General features: G+C 62.2%; 19 protein-coding genes. 8 read left to right on the plus strand and 11 right to left on the minus strand.

Going from position 1 to position 21,648, the window contains the following annotated elements; translation table 11 throughout:
- Positions 1 to 131 precede the first annotated feature (131 nt).
- The 8 genes from CRP40_RS03775 to cspD form a co-directional block, all read right to left on the minus strand.
- Positions 132 to 566: a GNAT family N-acetyltransferase gene (locus CRP40_RS03775; RefSeq protein WP_027916195.1), complete on the minus strand. Its 435-nt coding sequence runs from the start codon at positions 564 to 566 to the stop codon at positions 132 to 134.
- Complete coding sequence (locus CRP40_RS03780) at positions 559 to 1,725, minus strand: cupin domain-containing protein (RefSeq protein WP_027916194.1); 1,167 nt, start codon at positions 1,723 to 1,725, stop codon at positions 559 to 561. The genes CRP40_RS03775 and CRP40_RS03780 overlap by 8 nt, the downstream gene beginning before the upstream one ends.
- An 81-nt stretch (positions 1,726 to 1,806) precedes the next feature.
- Entirely contained in the window at positions 1,807 to 3,177 is a 1,371-nt protein-coding gene (gene purB / locus CRP40_RS03785) for an adenylosuccinate lyase (protein ID WP_027916193.1), read from the minus strand.
- Positions 3,178 to 3,450: 273 nt separating this feature from the next.
- Positions 3,451 to 4,077 carry a high frequency lysogenization protein HflD gene (gene hflD, locus CRP40_RS03790; protein WP_027916192.1) on the minus strand — a complete coding sequence of 209 codons (627 nt, stop codon included), beginning with the start codon at positions 4,075 to 4,077 and terminating at the stop codon, positions 3,451 to 3,453.
- Complete coding sequence (gene mnmA, locus CRP40_RS03795; RefSeq protein ID WP_027916191.1) at positions 4,074 to 5,198, minus strand: tRNA 2-thiouridine(34) synthase MnmA; 1,125 nt, start codon at positions 5,196 to 5,198, stop codon at positions 4,074 to 4,076. Before mnmA ends, hflD begins: the two co-directional genes overlap by 4 nt.
- Before the next feature lie 58 nt (positions 5,199 to 5,256).
- Positions 5,257 to 5,697 carry an NUDIX hydrolase gene (locus CRP40_RS03800; protein WP_027916190.1) on the minus strand — a complete coding sequence of 147 codons (441 nt, stop codon included), beginning with the start codon at positions 5,695 to 5,697 and terminating at the stop codon, positions 5,257 to 5,259.
- 95 nt (positions 5,698 to 5,792) lie between these two features.
- A complete protein-coding gene (locus tag CRP40_RS03805; RefSeq protein ID WP_027916189.1) occupies positions 5,793 to 8,018 on the minus strand; it encodes an NADP-dependent isocitrate dehydrogenase in 2,226 nt (741 codons plus the stop codon).
- A 462-nt stretch (positions 8,019 to 8,480) separates the two neighbouring features.
- Complete coding sequence (gene cspD, locus CRP40_RS03810) at positions 8,481 to 8,738, minus strand: cold shock domain-containing protein CspD (RefSeq protein WP_088523364.1); 258 nt, start codon at positions 8,736 to 8,738, stop codon at positions 8,481 to 8,483.
- A 229-nt stretch (positions 8,739 to 8,967) separates the two neighbouring features.
- Here cspD and clpS point away from each other — a divergent pair, with 229 nt between their 5' ends.
- The gene (gene clpS / locus CRP40_RS03815) at positions 8,968 to 9,330 is read left to right on the plus strand and encodes an ATP-dependent Clp protease adapter ClpS (protein ID WP_023534830.1); all 363 of its coding nucleotides are present in this window, start codon (positions 8,968 to 8,970) and stop codon (positions 9,328 to 9,330) included.
- A gap of 30 nt (positions 9,331 to 9,360) precedes the next feature.
- Entirely contained in the window at positions 9,361 to 11,631 is a 2,271-nt protein-coding gene (gene clpA / locus CRP40_RS03820; RefSeq protein WP_023534842.1) for an ATP-dependent Clp protease ATP-binding subunit ClpA, read from the plus strand.
- A gap of 86 nt (positions 11,632 to 11,717) precedes the next feature.
- Here clpA and infA read toward each other — a convergent pair whose 3' ends face one another.
- The 3 genes from infA to aat form a co-directional block, all read right to left on the minus strand.
- Positions 11,718 to 11,936 carry a translation initiation factor IF-1 gene (gene infA / locus CRP40_RS03825; RefSeq protein ID WP_002553999.1) on the minus strand — a complete coding sequence of 73 codons (219 nt, stop codon included), beginning with the start codon at positions 11,934 to 11,936 and terminating at the stop codon, positions 11,718 to 11,720.
- A gap of 101 nt (positions 11,937 to 12,037) precedes the next feature.
- The gene (locus CRP40_RS03830; RefSeq protein ID WP_027916187.1) at positions 12,038 to 12,745 is read right to left on the minus strand and encodes an arginyltransferase; all 708 of its coding nucleotides are present in this window, start codon (positions 12,743 to 12,745) and stop codon (positions 12,038 to 12,040) included.
- Between the two features lie 56 nt (positions 12,746 to 12,801).
- Positions 12,802 to 13,482 (minus strand): leucyl/phenylalanyl-tRNA--protein transferase, encoded by a 681-nt coding sequence (gene aat, locus CRP40_RS03835; RefSeq protein ID WP_027916186.1) that lies wholly within the window; start codon positions 13,480 to 13,482, stop codon positions 12,802 to 12,804.
- Between the two features lie 443 nt (positions 13,483 to 13,925).
- Between aat and CRP40_RS03840 the strand changes: the two genes are divergently transcribed.
- The 6 genes from CRP40_RS03840 to cysG all read left to right on the plus strand — a co-directional run bounded on the left by CRP40_RS03840 (position 13,926) and on the right by cysG (position 21,578).
- The gene (locus CRP40_RS03840) at positions 13,926 to 16,481 is read left to right on the plus strand and encodes a DNA translocase FtsK (RefSeq protein ID WP_176505833.1); all 2,556 of its coding nucleotides are present in this window, start codon (positions 13,926 to 13,928) and stop codon (positions 16,479 to 16,481) included.
- Positions 16,482 to 16,543: 62 nt separating this feature from the next.
- The gene (lolA, locus tag CRP40_RS03845; protein WP_027916184.1) at positions 16,544 to 17,167 is read left to right on the plus strand and encodes an outer membrane lipoprotein chaperone LolA; all 624 of its coding nucleotides are present in this window, start codon (positions 16,544 to 16,546) and stop codon (positions 17,165 to 17,167) included.
- 12 nt (positions 17,168 to 17,179) lie between these two features.
- Entirely contained in the window at positions 17,180 to 18,505 is a 1,326-nt protein-coding gene (locus CRP40_RS03850) for a replication-associated recombination protein A (protein WP_027916183.1), read from the plus strand.
- Positions 18,502 to 18,876: a fluoride efflux transporter CrcB gene (gene crcB, locus CRP40_RS03855; protein ID WP_027916182.1), complete on the plus strand. Its 375-nt coding sequence runs from the start codon at positions 18,502 to 18,504 to the stop codon at positions 18,874 to 18,876. The genes CRP40_RS03850 and crcB overlap by 4 nt, the downstream gene beginning before the upstream one ends.
- Positions 18,877 to 18,905: 29 nt before the next feature.
- Complete coding sequence (serS, locus tag CRP40_RS03860) at positions 18,906 to 20,186, plus strand: serine--tRNA ligase (RefSeq protein WP_027916181.1); 1,281 nt, start codon at positions 18,906 to 18,908, stop codon at positions 20,184 to 20,186.
- Complete coding sequence (gene cysG, locus CRP40_RS03865; RefSeq protein ID WP_027916180.1) at positions 20,187 to 21,578, plus strand: siroheme synthase CysG; 1,392 nt, start codon at positions 20,187 to 20,189, stop codon at positions 21,576 to 21,578.
- Positions 21,579 to 21,648: the final 70 nt, after the last annotated feature.

A 21,648-nucleotide genomic window follows, 5' to 3' on the forward strand; every position in this document is an offset into this window, starting at 1 on the left:
GTCAGCCTGTCGCCGGCAAGCCGGCGCCTGACGGGGACGTGTACGCGCGTGAGCTTGAACCGCTCCTGTGGGGACAAGAGCGGCGGTCGCGCCGGCATGCCGGAGTCAGATGCGAACAGGCCTGGCACGCTTCAAGAAGGCAAGTGCGACTCGCGCACCATGTCTACGTGAGGGATGCCGGCCTCGAGGAACTCTTCGCTGACCACTTTGAAACCCAGCCGCTCGTAGAACGGTGTGGCATGCACCTGCGCGCTGAGGCGTTGAGGCTTGAGGTCACGGGCCTGCGCTTCGGCGATGACGGCATTGACCAGTGCGTCGCCCACTTTCAGGCCGCGCCAGTCCTTGAGCACCGAGATTCGGCCGATGGTGCCATCGGCGAGCAAGCGTGCGGTGCCGATCGGGTAGTCGCCCTCCAGTGCCAGGAAGTGCAAGGCATCCTGGTCTTCGGAGTCGAATTCCAGTTCGACCGGTATGTGCTGCTCGGCGACGAACACTGCCTCACGGATGCGGCGAATGTCGGCGTTGTCCTTGACCCAATCGGCCAGGCGCACCCGAATCTTATTCATCGGCAAAACCCAGGCTACCTTGCTTGACCAACTGCTGGATCAGCATCAATGCATCTTCATCCTGCAGCCACTGGCCGAGGTTCTCGCTGTGCAGGGCGTCGGCAGCGCACACCAGCTTGAGCAGGTCGCGCAGCTTTCCAGGCAGCGGGCAGCTACGGCCGCTGGCAAAGAGCAGCAGGTCGCTGTCGAACTCGGACCAGGCCATGCGGGCGCTCGGGTTGCGGATCAGGATGGCGCCCTGCTGCAAGGCGTTGAGCAGCTCCTGCTCGGACAACTCCTCGCCAACGATCTGCTCGGGGTAACGCGGCTCGGTCATGAACTGGCCGAACCAGGTCAACAGCAGATCCTTGTCACCCATGTGCTTGTCCAGCAGCGCCTTGAGGCGGTCCAGGGCATCATGCTGGATCTGATGAGGGTCGCTGACTGGCTGTGCATCGGCGTCGCTGTAGCGCTCTTCGTCCGGCAGGAACTGGCCGAGGAAGTCGGTGAAGTGAGTGAGCACTTCGGCGGCGCTCGGTGCGCGGAAACCGACCGAGTAGGTGAGGCAGTCGTCCACGGCAACGCCATAGTGAGCCAGGCGCGGCGGCAGGTAAAGCATGTCGCCAGGCTCCAGGGTCCACTCGTCACTTTGCTCGAAATCGGCCAGGATGCGCAGGTCGCTGTGCTCAAGCAGGGTGCTGTCGCTGTCGCACATCTGCCCGATCTTCCAGTTACGCTGCCCGTGGCCTTGCAGCAGGAACACGTCGAAGTTGTCGAAGTGCGGGCCCACGCTACCGCCTGGGGTAGCGAAGCTGATCATGACGTCGTCAATACGCCAGCTGGGCAGGAAGCGGAAGTTTTCCAGCAACTCTGCCACTTCCGGCACGAACTGGTCGACGGCTTGTACTAGCAACGTCCAGTCTTTTTCCGGCAGCTCGGCAAACGTGTCCTCGTTGAACGGACCGCGGCGCATTTCCCACGGGTGTGCGCCGTGCTCGAGCACGATACGGGACTCGACCTCATCTTCCAGCGCCAGACCAGCCAGCTCGTCCGGATCGATGGGGCTGATGAAATCGGGGAATGCCTGGCGCACCAGCAGCGGCTTTTTCTGCCAGTAGTCGCGCATGAATTCACGGGCTGTAATGTCGCCCAGCAGCTGCAGTGGAGTATCAGGATTCATCTTCAACCTATTGAAAAAACGTAATTTTCAGACGGGAATAAAAACGCCCGGCCAGGCCGGGCGTTGGGCGCAGAGCGCGCGTTAGACGCGTTTGGCCTGCGCAGCCGCGTTACCGATGTAGGTAGCGGGCGTGAGTTGCTTGAGTTCGGCCTTGGCTTCGGCGGGCATGTCCAGCCCATCGATGAAGCTCAGCAGAGCATCCGGGGTGATGCCCTTGCCGCGGGTCAGCTCCTTGAGCTTCTCGTAGGGGTTCTCGATGTTGAATCGACGCATCACGGTCTGGATCGGCTCGGCCAGCACTTCCCAGCAGGCATCCAGATCGGCCGCGATACGGGCGTGGTTCACTTCGAGCTTGCCGATGCCTTTGAGGCTGGCTTCATACGCGATGACGCTGTGGGCAACGCCCACGCCCAGGTTGCGCAGCACGGTGGAGTCGGTCAGGTCACGCTGCCAGCGCGAAACCGGCAGCTTGCTGGCCAGGTGCTGGAACAGGGCGTTGGCGATGCCCAGGTTGCCTTCGGAGTTTTCGAAGTCGATGGGGTTGACCTTGTGCGGCATGGTCGAGGAGCCGATTTCGCCGGCAACGGTCTTCTGCTTGAAGTAGCCCAGCGAAATGTAGCCCCACACGTCCCGATCGAAATCGATGAGGATGGTGTTGAAGCGCGCGATGGCGTCGAACAGCTCGGCAATGTAGTCGTGCGGCTCGATCTGAGTCGTGTAGGGGTTGAACTGCAAGCCCAGCTCGTCTTCGATGAAGGCGCGGGCGTTCTGCTCCCAATCGATCTGCGAATAGGCCGACAGGTGGGCGTTGTAGTTGCCCACGGCGCCGTTGATCTTGCCCAGCAGCGGCACGGCAGCGACTTGGGCGATCTGGCGTTCCAGACGGTACACGACGTTGGCCAGCTCCTTGCCGAGGGTAGTCGGGGAGGCGGGCTGACCATGGGTGCGCGAGAGCATCGGCACATCGGCATGGGCGTGGGCCAGGGCGCGAATGGCGTCGGCGATCTGACGCATCAGCGGCAACAGCACCTCGTCACGACCGGCGCGCAGCATCAGGGCGTGGGACAGGTTGTTGATGTCCTCGCTGGTGCAGGCGAAGTGGATGAATTCGCTGACTTTGGCCAGCTCAGGCAGCTGGGCGGCCTGCTCCTTGAGGAGGTATTCGATCGCCTTGACGTCGTGGTTGGTGGTGCGCTCGATTTCTTTGACGCGCTCGGCGTGCTCGAGCTTGAAATCGGTGGCCAGGTTGTCCAGCAGCGCGTTGGCTTCGGCGGAGAACGCCGGCACTTCGCTGATCTGCGGGTGGGCGGCCAGGCGCTGCAACCAGCGCACTTCGACCAGGGCGCGGAAACGGATCAGGCCGAATTCGCTGAAGATGGGGCGCAAGGCCTGGGTTTTGCCGGCGTAACGGCCGTCTACAGGGGAAACCGCAGTGAGCGAAGAAAGCTGCATGGGGTGTTCTCGGACAGTCAGGCTTTTGGAGGGCGCATATCATACATTAAAAATGCGCTGGAGTCGGGGGGCTGACCAAAGGTTGCTTCAATCTGCTCGGTTTGCTGAGTGGGCGCTGCACCGATCCGGTGGCGGAGCAACGCCATTGACTGATCTCTGTCAGCGCGCGTCGGGGCTGCCGTGCAGCCCGTCGGGGCACAAGGCCCCTCCTGCAAGGAATGTGGTCAGCCAGGCGCGTTCGCGTCTGTGCGCCCGAATGTGTGAGGCTGGGTTTCAGGGCGCTGTGCGCATCATGTCGTACAGCTCGTTGAGCAATTTGCGTCGGCTGAACACCAGCTGCCAGCGGTGCCCACCGAGCTGGCGCCATAGCCGTGCAGCGCGGATACCGGCCAGCAGCAGGGCGCGGATCTTGGAGGCGTTGTTGGGCTGCTGCAGGAAGCGCATGTCGCCGTGCACCTGGATGCGCTGACGCAAGGTGCTCAAGGTGTCCTGGTACAGCGCGCCGCTCGACGCGATGACGTTCTCGTGCACCAGGCCGAAGTGATCGGCCTGGGACTGGATCTGCGGCAGGCGGTTACCGATGGTCTCGAGCAGGTCGCCGCGCTTGTTCAGCTGCCGTTCCAGGCCCAGCATCGACAAGGCATAACGCAAAGGCTCGCGCTGCAGGCTGCTGGGGTCGCGCTCCAATGCCCCGACCAGCGCGCGGTAACCGTCGCGCAAGTTCAGGTCATCGCCACCGAAGACCTCCAGCGTATCCTTGGGATCACGCACCAGCAGGCTGCCCAGCATGCAGCCGATATCAGCTTCGCTGGCCTGCCCGGTACGGGCGATACGGTCCACCAGCACGGCTGCCTGGAATACGCCGCCCAGCGCGATCAACTGTTCCTGCACGCGGTTCACGAGCGTGGGCTCCACGGCTCGGCTGCTTCGATCACGCCACCGCCCAGGCACACCTCGCCGTCATAGAACACCACCGACTGGCCAGGGGTAACTGCGCGCTGCGGCTCGTCGAAGACGGCCCGATAACCGGTGGCCGTACGGTGCAGGGTGCACTGCTGGTCGTGTTGTCGGTAGCGAACCTTGGCAGTGAGCTGGCGCGGGCTATCGAGGTCGACCGGGTTCACCCAGAAGATTTCGGAGGCCAGCAGGGCGCGGGAGAACAACCAGGGGTGTTCATTGCCCTGGCCGACCACGAGCACATTGCGCGTCAGGTCCTTGTGCAGCACGTACCAAGGCTCGTCCCCAGCATCCTTCAGGCCGCCGATACCCAGGCCCTGGCGCTGGCCGATGGTGTGGTACATGAGGCCATGATGGCGACCGATCACTTCACCGTCGGTGGTTTCGATGTCGCCGGGTTGGGCCGGCAGGTATTGCTTGAGGAAGTCGCTGAAACGTCGCTCACCGATAAAGCAGATGCCGGTGGAGTCTTTCTTCTTGGCCGTGGCCAGGCCGTGTTTCTCGGCAATGGCGCGCACCTCGGGTTTTTCCAGCTCGCCCACCGGGAACAAGGTGCGGGCAATTTCCTTGCCGCCCACGGCATGCAGGAAATAGCTCTGGTCCTTGTTCGGGTCCAGGCCTTTGAGCAGCTGGGTCAGTTCGCCGGTGTCGCGACGGCGAACATAGTGACCGGTGGCGATCAGGTCGGCGCCCAGGGACAGGGCATAGTCCAGGAAGGCCTTGAACTTGATCTCGCGGTTGCAAAGGATGTCGGGGTTCGGGGTGCGGCCGGCCTTGTATTCCTCAAGGAAGTGCTCGAACACGTTGTCCCAGTACTCGGCCGCGAAATTGGCGGTGTGCAGGGTGATGCCGATGCGGTCGCAAACAGCTTGGGCATCTGCCAGGTCTTCACGGGCCGTGCAGTATTCGGTGCCGTCGTCCTCTTCCCAGTTCTTCATGAACAGCCCTTCCACCTGGTAACCCTGCTCCATGAGCAGAAGGGCGGAGACGGAAGAGTCCACGCCGCCGGACATGCCGACGATGACGCGGGTCTTGGCGGGGTCTTTGAGTGCTGGGCTGGTCATGGTTACCGATGTAGATCAAGAGGAAAAACGCCGATACTACCAAACCCGCGGCGGCGCGTCAGTCGCGCAGCAGGTCAAGGCTGTGCAGCGGGCCCTGCAGGTAGTCGTCAAGGCAGCGAGGCACCAGTTCGCTGCGCCAGCGCGCCGGATCGGCGAGCAGCTCGTCACGCGTCAGCCACAAGGCGCGCTCGATATCGCTGTCCAGGGGGCTGTCGACGCGATGCCGGACAGGGCGGGCGGCAAAGCAGATGCGCTGGTAGGTCACGCCGTTGCTCGGCGCCGTATACAGGTAAATACCCACCAGCCCGGTCAGCTCCACCTCCCAGGCCGTTTCTTCCAGGGTTTCACGCAGCGCCGCCTGGGCCAGGGTTTCATTGGGTTCGAGGTGGCCGGCAGGTTGGTTGAAGACGTGTCGCCCGGCCTTGAACTCTTCGACGAACAGAAACCTGCCGTTGTCTTCGACAACGGTGGCGACGGTGATATGAGGGTGCCAGGTCATGCAGTGCTCCAGGGTGAGCGAGTTGGCCGTTGTGCGGCCCAGAAAGCACGAACCCCGGTGCGTGGCCGGGGTTCGTGGGTTACGTCAAGCGAGCCTTACAGGGCGGCGATGGCGCTGTTCAGGGTCTGGCTTGGGCGCATGACCTTGGCCGTCAGGTCGGCGTCAGGGGCATAGTAGCCACCAATGTCCACTGGCTTGCCTTGGACAGCGTTGAGTTCGGCAACGATTTTTTCTTCGTTGTCGCTCAAGGCCTTGGCCAGAGGGGCAAAGCGAGCTTTCAGGGCTGCATCGTCGTCCTGGGCGGCCAGTGCTTGTGCCCAATACAGGGTCAGGTAGAAATGGCTGCCGCGGTTGTCGATGCCGCCGACCTTGCGCGAAGGCGACTTGTTGGTGTCCAGGAACTTGCCGGTTGCCTGGTCCAGCGTCTGGGCCAGCACCTTGGCGCGTGGGTTCTCGTAGGTGTTGCCCAAGTGCTCCAGGGAAGCGGCCAGGGCCAGGAATTCACCCAGCGAGTCCCAGCGCAGGAAGTTCTCTTCTACCAACTGCTGCACGTGCTTGGGGGCCGAGCCGCCAGCGCCGGTTTCGAACAGGCCACCGCCATTCATCAGCGGCACGATCGACAGCATCTTGGCGCTGGTGCCCAGTTCCATGATCGGGAACAGGTCGGTGAGGTAGTCGCGCAGCACGTTGCCGGTCACCGAGATGGTGTCCTTGCCTTCGCGGATGCGAGCCAGGGAGAACTTGATGGCCTCGACCGGGGACATGATGCGGATATCGAGGCCGGACGTGTCGTGGTCCTTGAGGTAGGTCTGCACCTTCTCGATCATGGCGCTGTCGTGGGCGCGAGCCGGGTCCAGCCAGAACACGGCCGGGGTATCGCTCAGGCGGGCGCGGTTGACGGCCAGCTTGACCCAGTCCTGGATGGGTGCATCCTTGACCTGGCACATGCGGAAGATGTCACCTGCTTCGACCTTCTGTTCCAGCACCAGGTTGCCCTTGGTGTCGACAACGCGCACGACGCCATCGGTCTTGATCTGGAAAGTCTTGTCGTGGGAGCCGTATTCCTCGGCTTTCTGCGCCATCAGGCCAACGTTCGGCACGCTGCCCATGGTGGTCGGGTCGAAGGCGCCATTGGCCTTGCAGTCTTCGATGGTGGCCTGGTAGATGCCAGCGTAGCAGCGGTCCGGGATGATCGCCTTGGCGTCCTGCAGCTCGCCGGCGCTGTTCCACATCTTGCCCGAATCACGAATCATGGCCGGCATCGAGGCATCGACGATCACATCGCTCGGCACGTGCAGGTTGGTGATGCCTTTATCGGAGTTGACCATCGCCAGGGCAGGGCGCTCGGCGTACAAGGCCTGGATGTCCGCTTCGATTTCGGCTTGCTTCTCGGCGGGCAGGTCCTTGATGCGGGCGTACAGGTCGCCGATGCCGTTGTTGGCATTGAAGCCGACTTCGGCCAGGGCAGCCGCGTGCTTGGCTAGTACATCGTTATAGAATTCTTCGACGATGACGCCGAACATGATCGGGTCGGAAACCTTCATCATGGTCGCTTTGAGGTGCACCGACATCAGCACGCCCGATGCCTTGGCGTCGGCAATCTGCTCGGCGACGAAGGCCTTGAGGGCCTTGCGGCTCATGGTGGCGCAGTCGATGATTTCAGCTGCCTTGACGGCGGTTTTCTCTTTCAGGACGGTGGTGGTGCCGTCGGCGCCGACCAGCTCGATGCGCAGGCTGTCGTCAGCCTCGATCAGTGCAGCCTTCTCGCTGCCGTAGAAGTCGCCCTGGCTCATGTGAGCCACGTGCGACTTGGAGTCGGCCGCCCAGGCGCCCATCTTGTGAGGGTGCTTGCGTGCGTAGTTCTTGACCGACAGCGGTGCGCGGCGGTCGGAGTTGCCTTCGCGCAGGACCGGGTTCACGGCCGAACCCTTGATGCGGTCGTAGCGGGCGCGCGATTCCTTTTCCTCGGCGGTGGCCGGTTCGTCGGCGTAGTCCGGGATGTTGAAGCCCTTGCCTTGCAGCTCCTTGATCGCGGCCTTGAGCTGCGGTACCGAGGCGCTGATGTTCGGCAGCTTGATGATGTTGGCTTCAGGGGTGGTGGCCAGTTGGCCCAGTTCCGCCAGGTGATCGCCTACCTGTTTTTCTGCGCCGAGTTGCTCCGGGAAGGCTGCAAGGATACGGCCTGCCAGGGAGATGTCGCGGGTTTCGACGGCAATGTCAGCGCAAGCGGTGAAGGCTTCGATGATCGGCAGCAGCGAGTAGGTGGCGAGGGCAGGAGCTTCGTCGGTGAAGGTATAGATGATCTTGGAACGGGTGGGCATGCGGGCTAACTCTCTGTGTGCTGAGCGTGCTCGAGTCTCGTGGTGCACCGGGTAGGCACACCGCCCTGGCAGCGCCATGGGCGGAAAGTCGAGAGGCTGCGAGCTGTGATGGTGGATGCATCAGTCGAGCGTCAAGTGCCGAGCTGCGGTAACAACCCGGGCTTAGTGGCCTGAGATGGCCTGGGACGGTCCGCATTTTCCTAGGGATCGCCCCGGTGACCCTGCGGTCGCGGGGCAGTATATCAAACCAATCAGCCTAATCATCAAGACTGAGTGATATCGGCCCATTTATAAGACCAAAGACGTAGCGACAATGTGACCGGTTGTCGCATGCGGCAGCCTCGCGGGTCGTGCAGAAGCGGAGGGAAGTCTTGATAACAGAGTTGTAACTTCATGCGTACAGATAGGCCGCACGCTGGTGGTCGACACGCGTGCGATCCTTCAAGGATGGACGTACCGGCGTCACGCACTCACAGTGGTGGCCAGTGTCGAGTCAGGTAGCAGCGCCTGGGCAGCCTCTTGGGTGCGGATATTGACAGCGTGCAGGCCTTTGGGGCCTTGAATGACATCGAAATGAACTGCCTGCCCCGCCTTGAGGGTCTTGTAGCCGTCCATCTGGATAGCGGAAAAGTGGGCGAAGAGGTCTTCGCTCTTGCCATCCTCGACCACGAACCCATACCCTTTGGCGTTGTTGAACCACTTGACTTTACCGTTTGCCATCCCTATGTCCCTCTGCAAGGACTCCATCACTGGAGTATCATCCACATCATCCGCCAATGAGCCTTCGAAAAAATCGGGCTGGTTGCGCGGATCTTTATTGACCACGGTGTGTTCCTATTGGTTGTAACACCGTTTTGCCGATAGTCAAGGTCATGCAGCGGCCAGGCCGTATCGCTTGCTGCAGGGTCAACCCATAACCTTATCCTGTCGATGTGATGAAATTCTTTCCATGCATGCACACAGCCAGATTCGACTAACATTCAATCAGGATCGCCCTCAATCCAACGAGGACGATGGCGCTGGTCTGGCGGTTCAGGAAGCCAAGCCGATCCTGCAGGCGCCACCTATGTACAAGGTGGTTTTGTTCAACGATGACTACACGCCGATGGATTTCGTCGTCGAAGTGCTCGAAACGTTCTTCAATCTGAACCGCGAGCTGGCGACCAAGATCATGCTGACCGTCCATACCGAGGGGCGGGCAGTATGCGGATTGTTTACCCGCGACATCGCCGAAACGAAGGCCATGCAGGTCAACCAATACGCCAGGGAAAGCCAGCATCCGCTACTCTGTGAAATCGAGAAGGACGGTTAATCGCCGACCACTTGGGTATGAGGTGAAGCTATGTTAAACCGCGAGCTCGAAGTCACCCTCAATCTTGCCTTCAAGGAGGCCCGTTCGAAGCGTCATGAGTTCATGACGGTCGAGCATCTGCTGCTGGCTCTCCTTGACAATGAGGCTGCCGCGACCGTTCTGCGCGCCTGTGGCGCCAATCTCGACAAGCTCAAGCATGATCTGCAAGAGTTCATCGATTCTACGACCCCTTTGATTCCCGTCAGCGACGAAGACCGCGAGACTCAGCCGACCCTGGGCTTCCAGCGTGTGCTGCAGCGTGCCGTGTTCCATGTCCAGAGCTCCGGCAAGCGCGAGGTTACCGGTGCCAATGTGCTGGTGGCGATCTTCAGCGAACAGGAAAGCCAGGCTGTGTTCCTGCTCAAGCAGCAGAGCGTGGCCCGCATCGATGTGGTCAATTACATTGCCCACGGCATCTCCAAGGTGCCCGGCCATGGGCCGCATTCAGACAGCGACCAGGAGATGCCGGACGATGAGGGCGGTGAAACCACCTCTTCGAGCAATCCATTGGACGCCTACGCCAGCAACCTCAACGAGTTGGCCCGCGCCGGGCGTATCGACCCGTTGGTTGGGCGCGAGCAGGAAGTCGAGCGCGTGGCACAGATCCTCGCCCGTCGCCGCAAGAACAATCCCCTGCTGGTAGGTGAGGCCGGCGTGGGTAAAACAGCCATTGCCGAAGGTTTGGCCAAGCGCATCGTCGACGGTCAGGTGCCCGATCTGCTGGCCCAGAGCGTGGTCTATTCACTCGACCTGGGTGCTTTGCTGGCCGGTACCAAATACCGCGGCGACTTCGAGAAGCGCTTCAAGGCGCTGCTCGGTGAACTGCGCAAGCGGCCACAGGCCATCCTGTTCATCGACGAAATCCATACCATCATTGGTGCCGGCGCAGCGTCTGGCGGTGTCATGGATGCCTCCAACCTGCTCAAGCCATTGTTGTCGTCGGGCGAAATACGCTGCATCGGTTCCACGACGTTCCAGGAGTTTCGTGGCATCTTCGAGAAGGACCGGGCGCTGGCGCGGCGCTTCCAGAAGGTCGATGTGAGCGAGCCTTCCGTGGAGGACACCGTCGGTATCCTGCGCGGCCTCAAAGGGCGCTTCGAAAGCCATCACAACATCGAGTACAGCGACGAGGCGCTGCGTGCAGCGGCAGAGCTGGCCTCGCGCTACATCAATGACCGGCACATGCCCGACAAGGCCATCGACGTCATCGACGAAGCCGGCGCCTACCAGCGCCTGCAGCCTGAGGCCAATCGCGTGAAGCGAATCGACGTGCCTCAGGTCGAGGACATCGTCGCCAAGATCGCCCGTATTCCGCCCAAGCATGTCAGCAGTTCCGACAAGGAGCTGCTGCGTAACCTGGAGCGGGATCTGAAGCTGACCGTGTTCGGTCAGGACGCGGCCATCGACTCGCTGGCGACCGCCATCAAGCTGTCGCGCGCAGGGCTCAAGTCGCCTGACAAGCCTGTCGGTTCGTTCCTGTTCGCCGGCCCTACCGGCGTGGGCAAGACCGAGGCAGCGCGTCAGTTGGCCAAGGCGCTGGGTGTCGAGTTGGTGCGTTTCGACATGTCCGAATACATGGAGCGTCACACCGTGTCGCGCCTGATCGGTGCGCCGCCTGGCTACGTCGGGTTCGACCAGGGCGGTCTGTTGACCGAAGCCATCACCAAGCAGCCGCACTGCGTGTTGCTGCTCGATGAGATCGAGAAGGCCCACCCGGAAGTCTTCAACCTGCTGTTGCAGGTCATGGACCACGGGACCTTGACCGACAACAACGGGCGCAAGGCCGACTTCCGCAACGTGATCCTGATCATGACCACCAACGCGGGCGCTGAAACCGCTGCGCGAGCGTCCATCGGCTTTACCCACCAGGACCATGCGTCCGATGCCATGGAAGTTATCCGCAAGAGCTTCACGCCGGAGTTCCGCAACCGCCTGGATACCATCATCCAGTTCGGCCGTCTGAGCACCGAGACCATCAAGAGTATCGTCGACAAGTTCCTCATCGAACTGCAGGCGCAACTTGAGGACAAGCGTGTGCTTCTGGAGGTCAGCGACGCGGCACGTGGCTGGCTGGCGGTGTCGGGCTACGACGTGCAGATGGGTGCGCGGCCGATGGGTCGACTGATTCAGGACAAGATCAAGCGGCCTCTGGCCGAGGAGATTTTGTTCGGCGAATTGGCCGAGCACGGCGGGGTGGTGCACGTGGACCTGCGCGATGGCGAACTGGTCTTCGACTACGAGACCACTGCCGAAGTGGCGTAAGCCTCGGGGGCCGCAATGCGGCCCCTTCCTGACCCAGGCAGGCACAAAAAAGCCCGGCAGATGCCGGGCTTTTTCATGGCTGGAGCTTAGCGCGCACGGTACGTGATGCGGCCCTTGCTCAGGTCATACGGCGTCAGCTCGACGCGAACCTTGTCGCCAGTGAGAATACGGATGTAGTTCTTGCGCATCTTTCCAGAGATGTGCGCGGTTACGACGTGCCCGTTTTCCAACTCCACGCGGAACATGGTGTTGGGCAGGGTGTCGACGACAGTGCCTTCCATTTCGAAGCTGTCTTCTTTCGACATGCAGTAGAGCCCTCGGATCCAGTGTTGGCCCGACGCATAACCGCACCGGGCAAAAAAGTGGCGTGGATTATGCCCGAAAACTGTGTGTCAAGCCAATGCTTTCAGTTGAGGGCAACCCAACGCTGGTTTATCAACAACTCGATAGGCCGATACTGCGTCTTGTAGTTCATTTTCTTGCAGTTCTTGATCCAGTAGCCAAGATACACGCCGTCCAGATCGAGCCGCAACGCCTCGCCGATCTGCCAGAGGATGGCAAACCTGCCCAGGCTGCGGCGCTCCTCATCAGGCTCGTAGAAGGTGTACACGGCAGACAGGCCATTGGGCAGCAAGTCGCAGACGGCGACTGCCAGCAGTCGCCCGCTGGCGCGAAATTCGTAGAACCAGCAGAACGGCAATTGGCGCACCAGAAACGTGGAGAACTGATCACGGCTGGGTGGATACATGTCTCCATCGGCATGACGTGCCTCGATGTAGCGCCGGTACAGGTCGAAATACTCTTCCTTGAAGGCAGGGCGTGCAGCCGTCACCGTCACATCGGCGTTGCGCTTGAGAATCCGACGCTGCTGCCGGCTGGGCACAAACCGTGCTGGCGGTATGCGCGCAGGCACGCATGCATTGCAGTTCTGGCAATGAGGGCGATAAAGGTGATCGCCACTGCGGCGAAACCCCATCTCCGACAGGTCGGCGTACACGTTCACGTCCATGGGCTGGCTGGGGTCCAGGAACAACGTGGTGGCCTGCTCGTCGGGGAGGTAACTGCAGGAGTGGGGTTGAGTGGCATAAAACTTCAACCGCGCCAGCTCTGTCATGATCAACCCCTTCGGTGAGACTTTGCCTAAGTGTAAGCCAGGTGTGAAAAACGCGCCTAGCAAACCCATGTGGCGGTGTTGGGCTGATCGAGGTGGCGGGCCAGGTAGCCTGCGAATTCGCGGCGACTGATGGCGTGAGCACCCAGGCTTTGCAGGTGATCGGTCGGCATCTGGCAGTCGATCAGCACGAAGCCGGCTGCTTCCAGGTGTCGGACCAACGTCACGAAGCCCACCTTCGAGGCATTGTCCGCGCGACTGAACATGGATTCCCCGAAAAACAGCTGCCCCATGGCCAGGCCATACAGGCCGCCGACCAGTTCACCGTCCTGACGAACTTCGACCGAATGGGCAATGCCGCGCGCGTGCAGTTCGCAGTAGGCCATGCGCATGGGGTCGGTGATCCAGGTGCCGTTTGTATAATCGCGCGGCGCCGCGCAGGCTGCGATCACCGCGGCGAAGTCGGTGTCGAAGCTGACCTGGTAGCGGCCTTGGCGCATCCACTTGGCCAAGGAGCGCGACACGTGCAATCGGGCAGGCACCAGCACGGTGCGCGGGTCGGGCGACCACCACAGGATCGGCTGGCCATCCTGGTACCACGGGAAGCAGCCATGGCGGTAAGCCTGAACAAGCCGTTCGGGCGTCAGGTCGCCGCCTGCGGCGAGTAGGCCGTTGGGCTCTTGCAGGGCGCGGTCCAGCGCAGGGAAGGTCAAGGAATCGCGTTTCAGCCAGGTCAACATGGTCGGTCATGCGGTAGGGGAGGGGAGTGGCCAGCATGGCGCGATGGGGAAATGGGGTCAATCGCTTCACGGCCGCAGGTGGGCGATACGTGATCGCCCACTCCACAAGCAATCGGGTTGCTTCCGCTGAATGGCGGGCCTGGGCAGGGCCGGTGTAGGCAGTGTCCCGCAGCCATTCAGGCAATTTCGGATACATTGCAGCTACGGTCGGCACCATCAGCCACATTTGCTGTCACACCTGTGCAAAAACACAGCATAAGCCTTTGTCACAGAAGACAATGCGTGCTCAAATTGCAGCTATTGGAAAGTCGCCCCCGGCCAGATCCCCAGACGGCGTGCCGCCATGGCGGCTGGCGGGCAGTAATGTTAAAAGTAGTGATCCGTTGGCTTCGGCCCTGGCCGATCACTATTGGACGCGCACCATGCGCAGGAATAGACGCGTTTTGAAGAAATCCACCGCAACCCCAGCTCCCTTGCCCGTGCCCCTGTGGCGGCAGCAGCTGCACTATCGCCTCAAGGAGGGTGCGCTGATCGCTGTCGGCGCCCTGTGCCTGTACCTGTGGATGGCGCTGCTGACCTACGACACCTCGGACCCGGCCTTCAGCCACACCGCCACCGTCGACCAGGTGCAGAATGCCGCCGGGCGAGCCGGTGCCTATTTCGCCGATATCCTGTTCATGGTGCTGGGCTACTTCGCCTACATCTTCCCATTGCTGCTGGCGATCAAGACCTGGCAGATTTTCCGTCAGCGCCACCAGCCCTGGGACTGGAGCGGCTGGTTGTTCTCCTGGCGATTGATAGGCCTGATATTCCTGGTGCTGTCCGGGGCTGCGCTGGCCCATATCCACTTTCATCCGCCGGCAAGCATCCCGTTCTCGGCCGGCGGCGCCCTGGGCGAAAGCCTGGGCGATCTGGCTCGCAACTTCCTGAACGTGCAGGGCAGCACCCTGATGTTCATCGCCCTGTTCCTGTTCGGGCTGACGGTGTTTACCGACCTGTCGTGGTTCAAGGTCATGGACATGACCGGCAAGATCACGCTGGATCTGCTGGAACTGGTGCAGGGCGCGGCCTCGCGCTGGTGGGAGGCGCGTAACGAACGCAAGCGCCTGGAAGCGCAGCTGCGCGAGGATGAGCCCGTCGTCAAGGCCAAGCCTGTGGCGCCCGAACCACGTGAGCCGGCCAAGCCTGCTCTGCGCGAGCGCTTGTTCAAGCGCGAGCCTGCGTCTGCTCAGCCCGAGCCGCGCGAGCCGACCCTGGGCGGTGAGCCTGTGACGATGCGCGACTCGGTCGCGCGTGAACCGGTTGCGCGTGACCCAGGGGTGCAGCGTGAACCTGTGATCACACGCGAACCGGCAGCGGCGCGGCCTTCGGCGCCTGCGCCTGTAGCCGCCCCGGCCCTGATCTCCAATATCGTGCCACCGTCGGCCGCCAAGGCGCCTGAGCCAGTCAAGCGCATTGCCAGAGAAACCCCGGCGGCGCAATTCATCGACAGCGCAGTGGAAGGCACCTTGCCGCCGATTTCCATCCTGGACCCGGCTGAACAGAAAAAAATCGAGTATTCCCCCGAGTCCCTGGCGGGCGTTGGCCAATTGCTGGAAATCAAGCTCAAGGAGTTTGGTGTCGAAGTGGCGGTGGATTCCATTCACCCAGGGCCTGTGATCACCCGGTACGAAATCCAGCCGGCTGCCGGTGTCAAAGTGAGCCGTATCGCCAACCTTGCCAAGGACCTGGCGCGTTCGCTGGCCGTGACCAGCGTGCGGGTGGTCGAGGTGATTCCGGGCAAGACCACTGTGGGTATCGAGATTCCCAACGAAAACCGCCAGATGGTGCGTTTCTCCGAAGTGCTCGCCACCCCGCAATACGACGAACAGAAGTCGCCGGTCACCCTGGCCCTGGGCCACGATATCGGCGGCAAGCCGGTCATCACCGACCTTGCAAAGATGCCGCACTTGCTGGTGGCGGGTACGACCGGCTCGGGTAAGTCGGTGGGCGTGAACGCGATGATTCTGTCGATCCTGTTCAAATCCAGCCCCGAAGATGCGCGCCTGATCATGATCGACCCGAAAATGCTCGAGCTGTCGATCTACGAAGGCATCCCACACTTGTTGTGCCCCGTGGTCACCGACATGAAGGACGCGGCCAATGCCCTGCGCTGGAGCGTGGCGGAAATGGAGCGGCGCTACAAATTGATGGCCGCCATGGGCGTGCGCAACCTGGCGGGCTTCAACCGCAAGGTCAAGGATGCCCAGGAAGCCGGCGAAATCATTCACGACCCGCTGTATCGCCGCGAAAGCATGGAGGATGAGCCGCCTGCCCTGAAGACGCTGCCGACCATCGTGGTAGTGGTGGACGAATTCGCCGACATGATGATGATCGTCGGCAAGAAGGTCGAGGAACTGATCGCGCGCATCGCGCAGAAGGCGCGGGCTGCCGGTATTCACTTGATCCTGGCGACCCAGCGACCGTCGGTGGATGTGATCACCGGTCTGATCAAGGCCAACATCCCGACGCGCATGGCGTTCCAGGTGTCGAGCAAGATCGACTCGCGTACCATCATCGACCAGGGCGGTGCCGAGCAACTGCTGGGCCACGGTGACATGCTGTACATGCCGCCTGGCACCAGCCTGCCGATTCGGGTCCATGGCGCATTCGTGTCCGATGACGAAGTGCACCGGGTGGTCGAGGCGTGGAAACAGCGCGGTGCCCCTGACTACAACGACGACATCCTCAACGGTGTCGAAGAAGCCGGCAGCGGCTTTGAAGGTAGCAGTGGCGGTGGCGATGGCGACGATTCCGAAAGCGATGCGCTGTACGACGAAGCCGTACAGTTCGTGCTCGAGAGCCGCCGCGCGTCCATTTCGGCCGTACAACGCAAGCTAAAGATCGGCTACAACCGGGCGGCCCGCATGATCGAAGCCATGGAAATGGCTGGCGTGGTGACTCCGATGAACAGCAACGGCTCGCGGGAAGTGATCGCCCCGGGCGGCCCGCGCGATTGATATCACCCTGCCGGGCGCCAACGGTGGTGTCCGGCCCCCTTCAACGCTTAATGAGGATTCCCATGCGCGCTATTCGCATGCTGTTGGTTTCGGCCCTTGCCCTGGGCCCGGTCTCGGCGTTCGCCGGCGAGCAGGATGTCCAGCGCCTGACCCAGTTGCTGGAAAAGTCGCAGACCATCGAAGCCAATTTCTCCCAGCTGACCCTGGATGCAGGCGGCACCAGCCTGCAGGAAACCACCGGCAAGATGACGGTCAAGCGCCCAGGCCTGTTCTACTGGCACACCAATGCGCCCCAGGAGCAGGTGGTGGTATCGGACGGTAAGAACGTCACCCTGTGGGACCCTGACCTTGAGCAGGCCACCGTCAAGAAACTCGACGTGCGTCTGAACCAGACGCCGGCGCTGCTGCTTTCCGGTGATGTGTCGAAGATCAGCCAAAGCTTCGATATCGTCTCCCGTGAGCAGGGCGATGTGATGGACTTTACCCTCAAGCCCAAGACCAAGGACACGCTGTTCGACTCGCTGCGTGTATCGTTCCGCAAGGGCCTGATCAATGACATGCAGCTGATCGACAGCGTTGGCCAGCGCACCAACATCCTGTTCAATGGGGTCAAGGCCAACCAGACGGTAGCGGACAGCACCTTCAAGTTCGACATCCCCAAAGGTGCGGACGTCATCAAGGAGTAACCAGAGCCAGTCATGGACCTGTTTAGAAGCGAACCTGTCGCCCAGCCCCTGGCCGCCCGTCTGCGCCCGTCCAACCTGGACGAGTATGTCGGCCAGGAGCACCTGCTTGCCCGCGGTAAACCGCTGCGTGAAGCACTGGAGCAGGGTGCGCTGCACTCCATGATCTTCTGGGGCCCGCCGGGGGTTGGTAAGACGACCCTGGCGCGGCTGCTGGCGCAATTTTGCGACGCGCATTTCGAAACGGTGTCGGCGGTACTGGCCGGCGTGAAGGAAATCCGCCAGGCGGTGGAAGTGGCCAAGCAGCAGGCCGGCCAGTACGGGCGCCGTACCATCCTGTTCGTCGACGAAGTGCACCGGTTCAACAAGTCTCAGCAGGATGCCTTCCTGCCCTTCGTGGAAGACGGCACCTTGCTGTTCATCGGTGCTACCACCGAAAACCCGTCTTTTGAATTGAACAACGCGCTGTTGTCACGGGCGCGTGTCTACGTGCTCAAGAGCCTGGACGAGCCCGCGCTGCGCAAGCTGGTGGACCGCGCCCTGACCGAGGAGCGGGGGCTTGGCAAACGCAACCTGCGCGTTGGCGACAAGGCCTTCGACATGCTGAGGGCCGCCGCCGATGGTGACGGGCGACGCATGCTCAATTTCCTGGAAAATGCCGCTGACCTGGCCGAAGACGGCAGTGAAATCGACGTTGATCTGCTGCAAAGCCTGCTTGGAGACAGCCGTCGCCGGTTCGACAAGGGCGGGGAGGCGTTCTATGACCAGATATCAGCGCTGCATAAATCCGTGCGGGGTTCGGACCCTGACGCGGCGCTCTACTGGTTTGCACGCATGCTCGATGGCGGCTGCGACCCCCTCTACATTGCGCGCCGGGTCGTGCGCATGGCCAGTGAGGACATCGGCAACGCCGACCCCCGCGCCTTGAGCCTGTGCCTGGCAGCATGGGACGTGCAGGAGCGGCTGGGCAGCCCCGAAGGTGAACTGGCAGTGGCACAGGCCATTACCTACATCGCTTGCGCTCCGAAGAGCAATGCCGTTTACATGGGCTTCAAGACCGCCCTGCGCGAAGCGGCGGAGCACGGTTCGCTGGAGGTGCCGCTGCACTTGCGCAACGCGCCGACCAAGCTCATGAAGCAGCTGGGTTACGGCGATGAGTACCGCTATGCCCACGACGAACCGGATGCCTACGCAGCCGGTGAAGACTACTTTCCGGAGGCGCTGGAGCCGCGCCAGTATTACCAACCGGTGCCGCGCGGGCTCGAGCTCAAGATTGGCGAAAAGCTCCGGCACCTGGCCGAGCTTGATCGCAGCAGTCCGCGACAGCGGAGAAAACCATGATTACGCTGATCGCCGCCGTCAGTGCCGGTGGTATCGCCGGTACCCTGTTGCGCTTTGCCGCAGGCAATTGGGTCGTCGCCCACTGGCCGCGACACTTCTATATAGGTACGCTTGCCGTCAACTTGGTGGGCTGCTTGTTGATCGGCCTGCTGTACGGCCTGTTCCTGCACAAACCCATGGTCCCGGCCGAGTTGCGGGCGGGTTTGATCGTGGGTTTTCTGGGCGGCCTGACCACGTTTTCCTCATTTTCGCTGGACACCGTACGCTTGCTGGAAAGCGGGCAGGTGCCTCTGGCGTTGGGTTATTCGGCCATCAGCGTCGTGGGCGGGCTGCTCGCGACCTGGGCGGGATTGTCCCTCACTCGATTCTGACCAACACCTACACATAACGAGAGAACGATATGCTCGATTCCAAACTGTTACGCGGCCAACTTCAGGAAGTGGCGGATCGCCTGGCCTCCCGTGGCTTTAGCCTGGATGTCGCGCGCATCGAATCACTGGAAGAGCGCCGCAAGGCGGTACAGACCCGTACCGAGCAACTGCAGGCCGAGCGTAATGCCCGTTCCAAATCCATCGGCCAGGCCAAAGCCAAGGGCGAAGACATTGCACCGCTGATGGCGGATGTGGAACGCATGGCCAATGAGCTGGCCGCCGGCAAAACCGAGCTCGACGGTATCCAGGCAGAGCTGGACAGCATCGTGCTGACCATCCCCAACCTGCCCGATGCCAGTGTGCCGGTCGGTGCCAGCGAAGACGAGAACGTCGAAGTGCGTCGCTGGGGCACCCCCAAGGCGTTCGATTTTGAAATCAAGGACCACGTCGCCCTGGGCGAAATCAGCGGTGGTCTGGACTTCGAGGCGGCGGCCAAGCTGTCTGGCGCGCGTTTTGCCGTGCTGCGCGGCCCGATTGCACGCCTGCACCGCGCACTGGCGCAGTTCATGATCAACCTGCACACCGGGGAGCACGGCTACGAGGAGCACTACACCCCGTATCTGGTGCAGGCGCCAGCCCTTCAGGGCACCGGCCAGCTGCCCAAGTTCGAGGAAGACCTGTTCAAGATCACCCGCGAAGGCGAGGCGGACTTCTACCTGATCCCGACCGCCGAGGTGTCGCTGACCAACCTGGTGGCTGGGGAAATTCTCGACGCCAAGCAACTGCCGCTCAAGTTCGTGGCGCACACACCGTGCTTCCGCAGTGAAGCCGGTGCCTCGGGCCGAGACACCCGCGGCATGATCCGCCAGCACCAGTTCGACAAGGTCGAGATGGTGCAGGTGGTGGAGCCCGGCAAGTCGATGGAAGCGCTCGAAGGCCTGACGGCCAATGCCGAGCGTGTGCTGCAACTGCTCGAGCTGCCGTACCGTGTGTTGGCCCTGTGCACCGGTGACATGGGCTTTAGCGCCGTCAAGACGTTTGACCTGGAAGTGTGGGTGCCCAGCCAGGACAAATACCGCGAGATCAGCTCGTGCTCCAACTGCGGCGACTTCCAGGCCCGCCGCATGCAAGCGCGCTGGCGCAACCCGGAAACCGGAAAGCCGGAGCTGGTGCACACCCTGAACGGCTCCGGTCTGGCCGTGGGCCGCACGCTGGTCGCGGTGCTGGAAAACTACCAGCAAGCCGACGGTTCGATCCGAGTACCCGAAGTGCTCAAGCCCTACATGGGCGGCGTTGAGGTGATCCGCTAAATGGACTACCTGCCGCTGTTCCACAAGCTGCAGGGCGCTTTGGTGCTGGTGGTTGGTGGTGGCGAGATCGCATTGCGCAAGGCGCGTCTGCTGGCCGATGCTGGCGCCGCGCTGCGCGTGGTGGCCCCGGAAATCGATGGCCAGCTGGCCAGCATGGCGCGCGAAGGCGGTGGCCAGGTCCTGGTGCGCGGTTACCAGCCGGGGGACCTCACAGGTTGCCGGCTGGTGATCGCCGCCACGGACGATCCTGGGCTCAATGCCCAGGTTTCGGCCGATGCCCAGGCCCTGAGTTTGCCGGTCAACGTGGTCGATGCGCCGGCGCTGTGCACGGTCATCTTCCCGGCCATCGTCGACCGCTCGCCTTTGGTGATAGCCGTGTCCAGCGGGGGCGATGCACCGGTCCTGGCACGCTTGATTCGGGCCAAGCTCGAAGCCTGGATTCCTGCTGCCTACGGTGAATTGGCCGGGTTGGCGGCGCGTTTCCGACACACCGTCAAGTCGTTGTACCCGGATGTGAACCAGCGCCGGGGTTTCTGGGAGACCGTCTTTCAGGGGCCGATTGCCGAACGCCAACTGGCCGGGCAGGGCGCAGAGGCCGAGCGGTTGTTGCAGGCGATGGTCGATGGCGCGCCGGTGCAGCAGGGCGGCGAAGTCTACCTGGTCGGTGCCGGCCCGGGTGACCCGGACTTGCTGACCTTCCTCGCGCTACGGTTGATGCAGCAGGCCGATGTGGTGCTGTACGACCGCCTGGTAGCGCCTGCGATCATCGACATGTGCCGTCGGGATGCCGAGCGCATTTACGTGGGCAAGCGTCGTGCAGAGCATGCCGTTCCCCAGGACCAGATCAACCGGTTATTGGTGGACCTTGCCCAGCAGGGCAAGCGGGTGCTGCGCCTGAAGGGTGGTGATCCGTTCATTTTCGGCCGTGGCGGCGAGGAGATCGAGGAGCTGGCCGAGCACAATATCCCGTTTCAAGTCGTGCCGGGCATCACCGCTGCCAGTGGTTGTGCCGCTTACGGCGGCATCCCGCTGACCCACCGCGATCATGCCCAGTCGGTGCGCTTTGTCACTGGGCACCTGAAGGACGGTAGCAGCAACTTGCCTTGGGACGACCTGGTCGCGCCTGCCCAGACGCTGGTGTTCTACATGGGCCTGGTCGGCTTGCCGACTATCTGCGAAGAACTTATCCGCCATGGGCGGGCAGCGAGCACCCCGGCCGCCTTGATCCAACAAGGCACGACGCGCAACCAGCGTGTGTTCACCGGCACCCTGGCCGACTTGCCCGCCCTGGTCGCACGCCACGAAGTGCATGCGCCTACCTTGGTGATCGTGGGTGAGGTGGTGCAGCTGCGTGAAAAGCTGGCGTGGTTCGAGGGGGCACAGCACGGTTGACAGTCTGCGGACGCTTTGGGGATGAGCGAGGCAGTTGTCCCTAACATCCGCAAGCTTGCAGATCGAGTCC

This window comes from Pseudomonas sp. URMO17WK12:I9 (assembly GCF_900230165.1).
GTDB lineage: Bacteria > Pseudomonadota > Gammaproteobacteria > Pseudomonadales > Pseudomonadaceae > Aquipseudomonas > Aquipseudomonas fulva.